This window comes from Amycolatopsis sp. CB00013, from assembly GCF_001905755.1.
In the GTDB taxonomy this organism is placed as follows: Bacteria; Actinomycetota; Actinomycetes; order Mycobacteriales; family Pseudonocardiaceae; genus Amycolatopsis; species Amycolatopsis japonica.
Genome location: NZ_LIWC01000004.1, coordinates 384,596 through 396,599, shown reverse-complemented (window position 1 = coordinate 396,599; position 12,004 = coordinate 384,596). Strand labels below are relative to the sequence as shown.

At 67.3% G+C, this 12,004-nt stretch carries 11 protein-coding genes; 5 read left to right on the top strand and 6 right to left on the bottom strand.

The features are described from left to right. Positions 1-12: 12 nt before the first annotated feature. From AMK34_RS28555 to AMK34_RS28530, 6 genes are all read right to left on the bottom strand, one after another. Positions 13-1,293, bottom strand: coding sequence for a thymidine phosphorylase (locus AMK34_RS28555; protein WP_073847421.1), 1,281 nt, complete (start codon positions 1,291-1,293; stop codon positions 13-15). Continuing rightward, positions 1,290-1,679 (bottom strand): cytidine deaminase, encoded by a 390-nt coding sequence (locus AMK34_RS28550; protein ID WP_073847420.1) that lies wholly within the window; start codon positions 1,677-1,679, stop codon positions 1,290-1,292. The genes AMK34_RS28555 and AMK34_RS28550 overlap by 4 nt, the downstream gene beginning before the upstream one ends. A gap of 1 nt (position 1,680) precedes the next feature. Beyond that, complete coding sequence (locus AMK34_RS28545; protein WP_038519431.1) at positions 1,681-2,955, bottom strand: ABC transporter permease; 1,275 nt, start codon at positions 2,953-2,955, stop codon at positions 1,681-1,683. Beyond that, positions 2,952-4,049 carry an ABC transporter permease gene (locus AMK34_RS28540; protein ID WP_038519432.1) on the bottom strand — a complete coding sequence of 366 codons (1,098 nt, stop codon included), beginning with the start codon at positions 4,047-4,049 and terminating at the stop codon, positions 2,952-2,954. Before AMK34_RS28540 ends, AMK34_RS28545 begins: the two co-directional genes overlap by 4 nt. Further along, positions 4,046-5,626 carry an ABC transporter ATP-binding protein gene (locus AMK34_RS28535; protein WP_073847419.1) on the bottom strand — a complete coding sequence of 527 codons (1,581 nt, stop codon included), beginning with the start codon at positions 5,624-5,626 and terminating at the stop codon, positions 4,046-4,048. Before AMK34_RS28535 ends, AMK34_RS28540 begins: the two co-directional genes overlap by 4 nt. An 81-nt stretch (positions 5,627-5,707) precedes the next feature. After that, entirely contained in the window at positions 5,708-6,847 is a 1,140-nt protein-coding gene (locus AMK34_RS28530; protein ID WP_038519437.1) for a BMP family lipoprotein, read from the bottom strand. A 546-nt stretch (positions 6,848-7,393) separates the two neighbouring features. Here AMK34_RS28530 and sdhC point away from each other — a divergent pair. From sdhC to AMK34_RS28505, 5 genes are all read left to right on the top strand, one after another. Beyond that, positions 7,394-7,837, top strand: a complete 444-nt coding sequence (sdhC, locus tag AMK34_RS28525; protein ID WP_073847418.1) for a succinate dehydrogenase, cytochrome b556 subunit — start codon at positions 7,394-7,396, stop codon at positions 7,835-7,837. Positions 7,838-7,839: 2 nt separating this feature from the next. After that, on the top strand, positions 7,840-8,259 hold the full coding sequence (locus tag AMK34_RS28520; protein WP_007032045.1) for a succinate dehydrogenase hydrophobic membrane anchor subunit: 420 nt from the start codon (positions 7,840-7,842) through the stop codon (positions 8,257-8,259). 31 nt (positions 8,260-8,290) lie between these two features. Beyond that, a complete protein-coding gene (gene sdhA, locus AMK34_RS28515; RefSeq protein WP_038519440.1) occupies positions 8,291-10,045 on the top strand; it encodes a succinate dehydrogenase flavoprotein subunit in 1,755 nt (584 codons plus the stop codon). Next, the gene (locus tag AMK34_RS28510; protein WP_038519442.1) at positions 10,045-10,815 is read left to right on the top strand and encodes a succinate dehydrogenase iron-sulfur subunit; all 771 of its coding nucleotides are present in this window, start codon (positions 10,045-10,047) and stop codon (positions 10,813-10,815) included. The genes sdhA and AMK34_RS28510 overlap by 1 nt, the downstream gene beginning before the upstream one ends. A 160-nt stretch (positions 10,816-10,975) precedes the next feature. Further along, entirely contained in the window at positions 10,976-11,941 is a 966-nt protein-coding gene (locus AMK34_RS28505) for a hypothetical protein (protein ID WP_083650024.1), read from the top strand. Positions 11,942-12,004: the final 63 nt, after the last annotated feature.

Below are 12,004 nucleotides of genomic sequence, written 5' to 3'. Positions count from 1 at the left end.
GCTAAACGCAGGTCAGGGGCGCACGGTTTCCAGGACGAGCGGAGCGGAGGCCGGAGCCTCCGAGGAGACGGCGTAGGCGTCTTCGAGCGCAGCGAGAGCCGAAGGAACAGCCTCCGGCGTATCGGTGTGCAACTCCAGCAGCGGCTGCCCGGCCGACACGGTGTCACCCGGCTTCGCCAGGCACAGGACGCCGGCCGCGGCCTGCACCGGGTCCTCCTTGCGCGCCCGCCCGGCCCCGAGCCGCCAAGCGGCGACCCCGACCGAGTACGCGTCCAGAGACGTCAGGACACCATCGGCGGGCGCCGGAACCACGTGCACATAACGAGGCCGCGGCAAAGCAGCCTCCGGATCCCCGCCCTGAGCGGCGATCATCCGGCACCACGTCTCGTAAGCCCGGCCGGAAGCCAACACCTCGGCCGGGTCCACATCGGACAGCCCGGCGAGCGCCAGCATCTCCCGCGCCAACGCCACGGTCAGCTCGACGACGTCGGAAGGACCGCCGCCGCGCAGTACCTCGACCGACTCCGCGACCTCGATCGCGTTGCCGACGGCGTGCCCCAACGGCACGTTCATGTCCGTGATCAGCGCCGTCGTCGCGACGCCGTGCGCGGTCCCGATCTCCACCAGCGTCCGCGCGAGCTCGCGGGCCTGCGGAAGCGTCTTCATGAACGCGCCCGAACCCGTCTTCACGTCGAGCACCAGCCCTGCCGAGCCCTCGGCGATCTTCTTGCTCATGATCGAGCTCGCGATCAGCGGGATCGACTCCACCGTCGACGTCACGTCCCGCAGCGCGTACAGCTTCTTGTCCGCGGGCGCCAACCCTTCAGTGGCCGCGCAGACCACCGCGCCGACCTCGTCGAGCTGCCGGATGATCTCCGATGTCGACAAAGAGGCACGCCAGCCCGGAATCGACTCCAGTTTGTCCAGCGTCCCGCCGGTGTGCCCGAGCCCGCGCCCGGACAGCTGCGGCACGGCCGCGCCGCACGCCGCGACGAGCGGCGCCAGCGGAAGCGTGATCTTGTCGCCGACCCCGCCGGTCGAGTGCTTGTCGATCGTCGGACGGCTGACCTTCAGGTCCAGCCGCTCCCCCGACGAGATCATCGCGCCGGTCCAGCGCGCGATCTCGCCGGAGTCCATCCCCCGCAGGAAAATGGCCATCGCGAGCGCGGCCATCTGTTCCTCGGCGATGTCGCCGCGCGTGTACGCGTCGATCGTCCAGTCGATCTGCTCGTCGGACAGCCGTCCACCGTCCCGCTTCGCGCGGATGACGTCGACGGCGGCGAAAGCGCTCACGGCAGGTCGTCCGGTCCGAACGCGTCCGGCAGCACCGCCGACATCGGCAGGATGCCGCTCGGGGTGTCCACCAGGCAGTCGGCACCACCGTGCTCGAACAGGATCTGACGGCAGCGCCCGCACGGCATCAGCAGCGCGCCTTCACCGCTACGGCACGCGACGGCGACGAGTTTGCCGCCGCCGGTCAGCCGCAGCTGCCCCGCCATCGTGCATTCCGCGCACATTCCCAAGCCGTACGAAGCGTTCTCGACGTTGCAGCCGACGACGATCCGGCCGTCGTCCACCACGGCCGCGACACCGACGTGCAGGCCGGAGTACGGCGCGTACGCCGACTTCGCCGCCTCGATGGCCTGAGCCCGCAAGGCTTCCCAGTCGTACTCCGCCATGTCAGTCCTCACCTCGTCGGTACAGCGCGCCGTCGGCCTTCGGCGGCCGCAGCCGCTGCGAAGCCACCGCCAGCACGATCAGCGTCACGAAGTGCGCCGTGTACGGGATGAGGTCGCTGGGCAGGTCGTCGTTGGTCCAGTAGATCGCGTACAGCAGAGCCGCGCCGAAGACGCCGAGCGCGGCGGCGATCCACTGACGCCGGAACAACTGCACCGCCACGATCACGGCCAGCAGGATCACCGCGCCGTACAGCAGCGCGAGCACCGCGGTGCCGCCACCGGCGAGCTGGAGACCGTCCGCGTAGCCGAACAGCGCCGCACCGCCGAGCAGGCCGCCCGGCCGCCAGTTGCCGAAGATCATCGCCGCGAGGCCGATGTAGCCACGGTTGTTGGTCTGGTTCTCCAGGTAGTCCGCGCCACCCGCGAGCAGCACCAGCGACGCGCCACCCATTCCGGCGAGCCCGCCGGAGATGATCATGGCGACGTACTTGTGCAGGTAGACGTTGACGCCGAGGGATTCCGCCGCCACCGGGTTCTCACCACAGGACCGCAGTCGCAGGCCGAACCGCGTGCGCCACAGCACGAAGTAGCTGATCGGCACCAGCGCGATCGCGATCATCGTCAGCGGCGCGACCTCGGTGATCAAGCCGTTGAGGATGCCGGCGAGGTCGGAGATGAAGACTCGCTGCATCTTTTCCAGATCCGACAACCAGTCCGAGAGGAACGTCGCCGAGTACGTGTCGAACTTCGGCACCGGCGGCGACTGGCGCGGGTTACCCGAAAGCGGGGTGAACACCAGGTTCGCCAGGTACTTCGCGACACCGAGACCGAGCAGGTTGATCGCCACACCGGAGACGATGTGGTTGACGTTGAAGGTCACCGTCGCGACGGCGTGCAGCAGCCCGCCGAGCGCGCCGAACACGACCGCCGAGATCAGCCCCGCCCAGACCCCGCCGTGGTACGCGCCCCACGCGGCACCCCAGGTGCCGAGGATCATCATGCCTTCGAGACCGATGTTGATCACGCCCGCGCGTTCGGCCCAGAGACCGCCGAGCGCGCACAGCAGGATCGGCAGCGCCAGCCGCAACGCGGTGTGCGCGGTGTTGGTCGAGGTCAGCGTGTTGACGCCGGTGGCGTACGACGCGATCGCGAGCACACCGACCGCCAGCAGACCCCAGATGGCGCCCTTGAGCCAGCCCGGGATACGCCGCTTCGGCGGCTTCACCGGCATGGTGGTGCCGCCCGTGTTGGGCGAAAGAACGTCCGCGGTGGTCACACCGCACCTCCCTCGGACACGCTGGAACCCTTGCGGCCGTTGCCCGCCAGCGCGCGACCCACGCGGCGTTGCTCGGCGGCCAGGTCCGCGCGGCGCACGATCTCGTACGCGATGACGACCGACAGCACGATCACGCCCTGCATGATCGTGGCGATCTCTTTGGACACGTTGATCTGCTCCAGCGAAACGGCGGACCGGTCGAGGAACGCCCACAGCAGGGCGCCCAGCGCGATCCCGGCCGGGTGGTTACGCCCGAGCAGGGCGACCGCGATACCGGTGAAGCCGTACATCTGGGTCGAGGTGATGCCGTAGCTGAAGTCGCGGCCGAGCAGTTCCGGCATCGCGACCAGACCGGCGACACCACCGGAAAGCAGCATCGCGATCAGCGTCATCTTCTTGGCGTTGACGCCACCCGCCGCGGCGGCCGTCGTCGATTCGCCGGAGGCCTTGAGTTCGAAGCCGAACCGGGTCCGGTTGAGCATGAACCAGTAGGCCGCGCCGATCAGCGCCGCGATGATCACGAAGCCGAACAGCTCGCCGGACCCGATCGGGATACCGGGGATCCGGCCGGTCTCGGCGATCTCGCGGGTGGCGATGTTGTTGCCGGTCTGCACGCCGAACTGGTCCGCGTTGACCAGGAACGCCACGATGCCGCCGACGATCGCGTTCAGCATGATCGTCGAGATGACCTCGGAAACCCCGCGGGTCACCTTCAGCACGGCGGGAATCGCCGCGTAGAGCATGCCGCTGGCCACCGCGACGATGAGGATCGCGATCACGTGGATCACCGGCGGCAGCTGCAGCGCCCCGCCGATGATGGCGGTGACGATGGCGGCGAACCGGTACTGGCCCTCGACACCGATGTTGAACAGGTTCATCTGGAAGCCGATGGCCACCGCGAGCCCGGACAGGTAATAGACCGTCGCGAGGTTCACCGTGTCGACGGCCGTCGAGCCCTTGAAGAGCTGGCCGATCATCGTGCCGTAGGCCTGGAGCGGATCCGCCCCCGAGATGATCAGGGCGATGGCCGTCAGGATGACCGCGAAAACGATCGCGAGCAGAGGCGGCAGCAGCCTCGTACGCCAGGAACTCACGCCGCACCGTCCTCTTCGGAGTCTTCGGAAGCACCCGTCATCGCGGAGCCCAGTTGCTGCGGGGTCACGGTCGCGGGGTCGGCCTCGCCGACCAGCCGTCCGCGAAGCATGACCTGGATGGTGTCGGAAAGCCCGATCAGCTCGTCGAGGTCGGCCGAAACCAGCAGGACGGCCAGCCCGGCGGCACGCGCCTGGCGGATCTGTTCCCAGATCAGCGCCTGCGCGCCGACGTCGACACCGCGCGTCGGATGCGACGCGATCAGCAGGACGGGGTTGCCGGAAAGTTCGCGCCCGACGATCAGCTTCTGCTGGTTACCACCCGAAAGCGCGGCGGCGGGGACGTCGATACCCGGCGTGCGGACGTCGTACTCCTCGACGATGCGGCGGGTGTCCTCCCGCGCGCCGTCGATGTCGAGCAACTGTCCTTTCGCGACCGGCTTGCGCGTCTGGTAACCGAGGATCCGGTTGACCCACAAGGGTTGCGTGAGCAGGAGGCTGTGCCGCGTGCGGTCTTCGGCGATGTAGCCGATCCCGGCCTCGCGGCGGGCGAGCGTCCCCAGTTTGTGCAGTTCGACGACCTTGCCGTCGGCCTCGGTCAGTTCGATCCGGCCGCCGCCCTTGCGCATGCCCATGATCGTCTCGACGAGTTCGGTCTGGCCGTTGCCCTCGACGCCGGCGATCCCGAGCACCTCACCCGCGTGCACGGTGAAGGAGATGTGGTCGAGCACGTTCCGCTCGGAACCCTCGACGCTCAGGCACACGTCGTCCAGGCGGAGGACGTCCCGGTCGGTGACGGTGGACTCGCGGGTCTCCGGGCTGGGCAGCTCCGTGCCGACCATCATCTCGGCCAGCTGCCGTGAGGTGATCGTCTTCGGATCCGCCGTGCCGACGGTGGTGCCGCGGCGGATCACGGTGACCGTGTCGGCGATCGCGCGCACCTCGTCGAGCTTGTGCGAGATGAAGATGAAGGTGAAGCCGTCCTTCTGCATGGCGCGGACGGTCTCGAACAGCGCGTCGACCTCCTGCGGCACGAGCACCGCGGTGGGCTCGTCGAGGATGATGATCCGCGCGCCGCGGTAGAGCACCTTGACGATCTCCACGCGCTGGCGGTCGGCGACGCCGAGCTCTTCCAGCAGCGCGTCCGGGCGGGCGCGCAGGCCGACGCGGCCGGCGAGTTCCGCCAGCTTCGCCCTCGCCGCGCGGCCGATGCCGTGCAGGTTCTCCGCGCCGAGGAAGACGTTCTCCCCGACGGTCAGGTTGTCGGCCAGCATGAAGTGCTGGTGGACCATCCCGATCCCGGTCTTGATGGCGTCCTGCGGGTTGCGCAGTTTCACCGGCTGACCGTTGATCGCGATGTCGCCCTCGTCCGGCTGCTGCATGCCGTAGAGGATCTTCATCAGGGTCGATTTGCCCGCGCCGTTCTCGCCGCAGACGGCGTGCACCTCGCCCTTGGTGACGGTGAGGTTGACGTCGGAGTTGGCCACGACACCGGGGAATCGCTTCGTGATCCCGGTCAGCTGCACGGCCGGTTCACCCCGGTCGGGGGCGTCGGTGACCTCGGCCTGGGGAGCGCTCATGAAAAAGCCATCCAGTTCTGGGGGTAAACAGGTGGGGGCTCGGAAGGGGTTACCCTCCCGAGCCCCGCTGCCAGACGAACCTTACTTCTGCGGCTTGTCCGAGACGGTGATCGCCCCGGAGACGATCTGCGCCTTGTAGCCGTCGAGGACGTCCTTGATGTCGTCGACCTTGCCGCCGGAGGTGGCGTAGCCGATGCCGTCGACCTTGAGGTCGAACCGCTTCGGCAGCGACGTCAGGTCGCCCTTCGCCAGCGCGCGCAGGTAGTCGAACACCGCCACGTCGACGCGCTTGAGCATCGAGGTGATGATGACGTCCTTCGACGCCTCGACCGTCTTCTGGTTGTACTGGTCGGAGTCGACGCCGATGGCCATGGCGTTGTTGGACTTGGCCGCCTCGAAAACGCCCTTACCGGAGGCACCGGCGGCGTGGTAGACGACGTCCGCGCCCTTGGCGATCTGGGCGGCGGCCTTCACGTTGCCCTTCGCCGGGTCCTGGAACCCGGAGAAGTCACCGGCCGGGGTGAGGTACTCGTCCTCGATCTTGGCCTTGCTCGACGCGGCCTTCACACCCTGCAGGAAGCCGGCCTCGAACTTCTGGATCAGCGGCGTGTTCACGCCACCGACGAAGCCCACGTGGCACTTCTTCGACTTGTAGGCGGCGGCGACACCGGCCAGGAACGAGCCCTGCTCCTCGGCGAACACCAGCGGGGTGACGTTCGGCGCCTTGACGGAGTCGTCGTCGACGATCGCGAACTGGGTGTTCGGGTACTTCGGCGCGATGGCGCCGACGGCCTTGGCGTAGGCGAAGCCGACCGCGATGACCGGGCTGAAGCCCTGCGAAGCGAGCTGGTCGAGACGCTGCGACTTCGCGGCCTCGTCCTCGGTCGCGGCGGCGGTGCTTTCGGTCACCGAGGTGACACCGAGCTCGCTCTTCGCCTTGTCGGTACCGGCGGCGGCGGAGTCGTTGAACGACGCGTCGCCACGGCCGCCGACGTCGAAGGCCAGCGCGACCTTGAGCTTGCTGCCGTCGACCTTCTCACCCGACTGCGCGGAGCTGCTCGACGCGGCCGGCGCGGCGGGCGGCTTCGGCGCCGTCACGCAGCTGGCGGACTGGTCCCCCGTGCTCGCGTTGTTGTTGTTCCCCGCACCCGAATCCTTCGCGCACCCGGCCAGTACCAGTGCACCGGCCATGGCGGCGGCGGCCAGCGCGGTTCCACGCATGCGACGCAACGTGTGTCTCCCTCCCCGCTGATCCAGCGGATGGTCCGAAGAAAGCGACCCGGCGACACTGCCGGGTTCGACCGAGGAACGGTACCTAACGGCCGCTTTGCTGCCATAGGAAAGGCACGCTACGTAACACAAACGTTTACTCATGAGTCGCGAGCGCGACGAACGGAGTACTCACGGTGATCGGAATGGAGTAATCGCAGGCAGTGCTCGGCCCCCGAGCCGCGTGACGCGCCCAAGATCGTCACGCACCGTTCAGACCCCTCCGGCGGGACCGCCCGCGCGTCCACAGTGGACGAACCGGTGAGTTACCGGCCCTCGTCACTCGATCGTGCGAGGGTCCCGATGTCTGGTCCATCACACAGAGGAACCCGGAGGTGAGCCCACCGTGAGGTGCGGGTCTAGCATCCTTTTCATCCACGCTCGATGACCATGATCTCGGCACCGTCGCCGGAGCCGTCCCCAGGTGGACGTCCCGGCGGCAGGCGCGGAAACCAGCGGTCAGCGGGCCCAAGCCATGACGTTGGAGGCCGTTCACCGATGTCCACCACGGCTAGCACCGCCACTGAGGCGGCCGCGAGCGATCGGGCGGGTGCCTCACGCCGGCAAGGGACGTTCTACCGGGGAGACCCCGGTATGTGGTCCTGGGTGCTGCACCGCATCACCGGCGTGCTGACATTCTTCTTCCTCTTCGTGCACGTGCTCGACACCGCGCTCGTGCGCGTGTCGCCCGACACGTACAACGAGGTCATCGAGACCTACAAGACCCCGCTGGTCAACCTCCTCGAGGTCGGCCTGGTCGGCGCGGTGCTGTTCCACGCGCTCAACGGCATCCGGGTCATGCTGGTCGACTTCTGGGAGAAGGGACCGAAGTTCCAGAAGCCGATGCTCTGGACCATCCTGGCCATCTGGGTCGTGGTGATGATTCCGGGCGCGTTCTTCATGATGAAGCGCACCGTCGAGACGCTCTTCGGGGGTAACTGACCATGGCATCCGAAGTCCTCACCCTCGACAAGCCGCGCTCGCCGAAGCGCCCCGCCGCCCGCCGCAGCAACTTCGAGCTCTACAGCTGGCTGTTCATGCGCATCTCGGGCCTCGCCCTGATCGTGCTGGTGCTCGGCCACCTGTTCATCATGAACATCCTCGACGGCGGCGTGCACCGCATCAACTGGGGCTTCGTCGCCGGCCGCTGGGCCTCGCCGTTCTGGCAGTTCTGGGACCTGTCGATGCTGTGGCTCGCCGAGATCCACGGCGGCAACGGCCTGCGGACGATCATCGACGACTACGCCCGCAAGGACAGCACCCGGTTCTGGCTGAAGATCGTGCTCTACGTCTCGATGGTGCTGATCCTCGCCGTCGGCACGATGGTGATCTTCACCTTCGATCCCGGCATCTCGGCCAACTGACGCCCCACCACACGTTCAAAGCGGAGTCCTCATGCAGTTCCACAAGTACGACGTGGTGATCGTCGGCGCCGGTGGCGCCGGCATGCGCGCGGCCATCGAATCCGGCCAGCGTGCCCGCACCGCGGTCCTCACCAAGCTCTACCCGACGCGTTCGCACACCGGCGCCGCGCAGGGCGGCATGTGCGCCGCGCTCGCGAACGTCGAAGAGGACAACTGGGAGTGGCACACCTTCGACACGATCAAGGGCGGCGACTACCTGGTCGACCAGGACGCCGCCGAGATCATGGCGAAGGAAGCCATCGACGCGGTCCTCGACCTCGAGAAGATGGGCCTGCCGTTCAACCGGACGCCCGAAGGCAAGATCGACCAGCGCCGCTTCGGCGGGCACACCCGTGACCACGGCAAGGCCGCGGTGCGCCGCGCCTGCTACGCCGCGGACCGCACCGGGCACATGATCCTGCAGACGCTGTATCAAAACTGCGTCAAGCACGGCACCGAGTTCTTCAACGAGTTCTACGTGCTCGACCTGGTGCTGACCCCGGACGAGAACGGCAACCCGGCCGCTTCCGGCGTCGTCGCCTACGAGCTGGCGACCGGCGAGCTGCACGTCTTCCAGGCGAAGTCGATCGTGTTCGCCACCGGCGGCGCGGGCAAGATCTTCAAGACGACGTCGAACGCGCACACCCTCACCGGTGACGGCCTCGGCATCATCTTCCGCAAGGGCCTGCCGCTGGAGGACATGGAGTTCTTCCAGTTCCACCCGACAGGTCTGGCCGGGCTCGGCATCCTCATCTCCGAGGCCGTGCGCGGCGAGGGCGGCATCCTCCGCAACGCCGACGGCGAGCGGTTCATGGAGCGCTACGCCCCCACCATCAAGGACCTCGCGCCGCGGGACATCGTCGCCCGGTCGATGGTGCAGGAAGTGCTGCAGGGCCGCGGTTGCGGGCCGAACAAGGACTACGTCGTCCTCGACGTCACGCACATCCCGGAAGAGACGCTGAACGCGAAACTCCCGGACATCATGGAGTTCTCGCGGACGTACCTGGGCGTCGACCCGGTCACCGAGCCGGTGCCGGTGTTCCCGACCTGCCACTACGTGATGGGCGGCATCCCGACCAACATCCACGGCGAGGCGTTGCGGGACAACGAAAACGTCATCCCCGGCCTGTACGCCGCGGGCGAGGTCGCGTGCGTGTCCGTGCACGGCTCGAACCGGCTCGGCACGAACTCGCTGCTCGACATCAACGTGTTCGGCCGTCGCGCCGGCATCGCGGCCGCCGAGTACGCGCTGGCGCACGAGCACATCGAGCTGCCGGAGAACCCGACCAAGGTGGTGGAAGACCAGCTCGCGCTGCTGCTTTCGGAGCACGGTGACGAGCGCGTCGCCGACATCCGCACCGAGCTGCAGCGGACGATGGACTCGCACGCTTCGGTGTACCGCACCGAGGACACGCTGAAGCAGGCGCTGACCGACGTGCAGGCGCTGAAGGAGCGGTACAGCCGGATCACCGTGTCGGACAAGGGGAAGCGGTACAACACCGACGTCCTCGAGGCCGTCGAGCTGGGCTTCCTGCTCGAACTCGCCGAGGTCCTCGTCGTCGGCGCCCTGGCGCGCAAGGAATCCCGCGGCGGGCACGCGCGCGAGGACTACCCGAACCGCGACGACACGAACTTCATGCGGCACACCATGGCCTACAAGGAGGGCGAAGGTCTCACCGCCGACGTCCGCCTGGACTACAAGCCGGTGACCTTCACCCGCTACGAACCGATGGAGCGGAAGTACTGATGACCACGGCAACCCCCGAGAAGTCGGAGGCCGTGTCCTCCGACCACACGCCGATCACCGTCACGCTGAAGATCCTCCGGTTCAACCCCGAGATCGACAACGAGCCGCACTGGGAGTCCTACGACGTCCCGGCGCAGCGCACCGACCGGCTGCTGAACCTGCTCTTCTACGTGAAGGACTACATCGACGGGACGTTCTCGTTCCGGCGCTCGTGCGCGCACGGCGTCTGTGGTTCCGACGCGATGCAGATCAACGGCATCAACCGGCTGGCGTGCAAGGTCCTGATGAAGGACCTGCTGTCGCAGGACGGCAAGAAGACGACGATCACCATCGCGCCGATCAAGGGCCTGACGACGCTCAAGGACCTTTACGTCGACATGGACCCGTTCTTCGAGGCGTACAAGGCCGTGAAGCCGTACCTGATCGCCTACGGGAACGAGCCCACGCGCGAGCGGATCCAGTCGCAGGCCGACCGCGACCGGTTCGACGACACGACCAAGTGCATCCTGTGCGCCTGCTGCACGTCCTCGTGCCCGGTGTACTGGAACGACGGCTCGTACTTCGGCCCGGCCGCGATCGTCAACGCGCACCGGTTCATCTTCGACTCGCGTGACGAAGGCGCCGAAGAGCGTCTCGACATCCTGAACGACTCCGAGGGTGTCTGGCGCTGCCGGACGACGTTCAACTGCACCGACGCCTGCCCGCGCGGTATCCAGGTGACGAAGGCGATTCAGGAAGTGAAGCGCGCTTTGCTCTTCAAGCGCGTCTGACGCTTCTGGACCAAGTACATGAAGGCCCCCTTCCTTGCGCCAGACGCAAGGAAGGGGGCCTTCATGTACTTGGAGCTGAGTTATCCACAACGGAACACTTATCCACAGGCCGGCGAATCGGCTCTGGCGACGCCGGCGTTCCTGCCGTCACGCTGATCACATGACCAAACGGGGGAGATGGGCCCAGCATCCCGAACTGCTGCAAGAACGAAGTCGCGACGGCGTGATCCGGGCTTCCGACCTGGAATGCCTCGAAATGAGCAGCCGGACGATCTACACCCGATGCCTGCCCGGCGGTCCATGGCAACGCCTGCTGCCGGGCATAATCCTGTTGCACAACAACGAGCCCACGAGCGAGCAGCTCGTTACCGCAGGGCTACTGCACGGCGGGGCGGACGCGGTTCTCACCGGAATCGAAGCCTGTCGGCGGCACGGACTGCGTCCGACGGCGATGCCACCGGACATGGGGCTGCATCTGCTGATCCCGCACGACCGGAAGATCCGTAGCACCGGCTTCGTGACGATGGAACGGACGATCCACTTGCCGACGCCGATCATCCGACACGGTTTTCCCTTGGCGCCGCTGATCCGGGCGACGACGGATACGGCGCGGCGGTTCGGGGACGCGGAGCAGGTCGAGGCGATCTTGATCGAAGCGGTCCAGAAAGGCGGATGCCATCCGAAGGCTCTGCTTCGCGAACTCGATCGCGGCTCTCTTCGTGGTAGCGCTGTACCTAGACGTCTGCTGACGAACTGGGTAGACCTTCGGTCCATGGCGGAATCGCGGGCCAGGATTCTCAGCCAGCGCATGCCGGTCCCGCCGAGCCACTGGAACGCGGCGATCCACGACCGGCGAGGACGCTACATCGGACGCCCCGATGCGTTGTGGGACGACGTCGGTCTCGTTTGGGAAATCGACTCCTTCGAGTTTCATTTCCGCAAGTCGGACTATGCGCGAACCGTCGAGCGCAACACACGGTATGCGGCGGCGGGCCTGGTCGTGGTGCAAACTCTGCCCTTCCGCCTGCGAGACGACCCCGATGGCGTCCTCGCCGACCTCACGGCCGCGCACGACGTAGCCTCGGCCAGGCCCCGACCCGATATCCACCTCTCAACAGCCGCCTGAAGTACATGAAGGCCCCCTTCCTTGCGCCTAGGTACAGGAAGGGGGCCATCATGTACTTCCTCG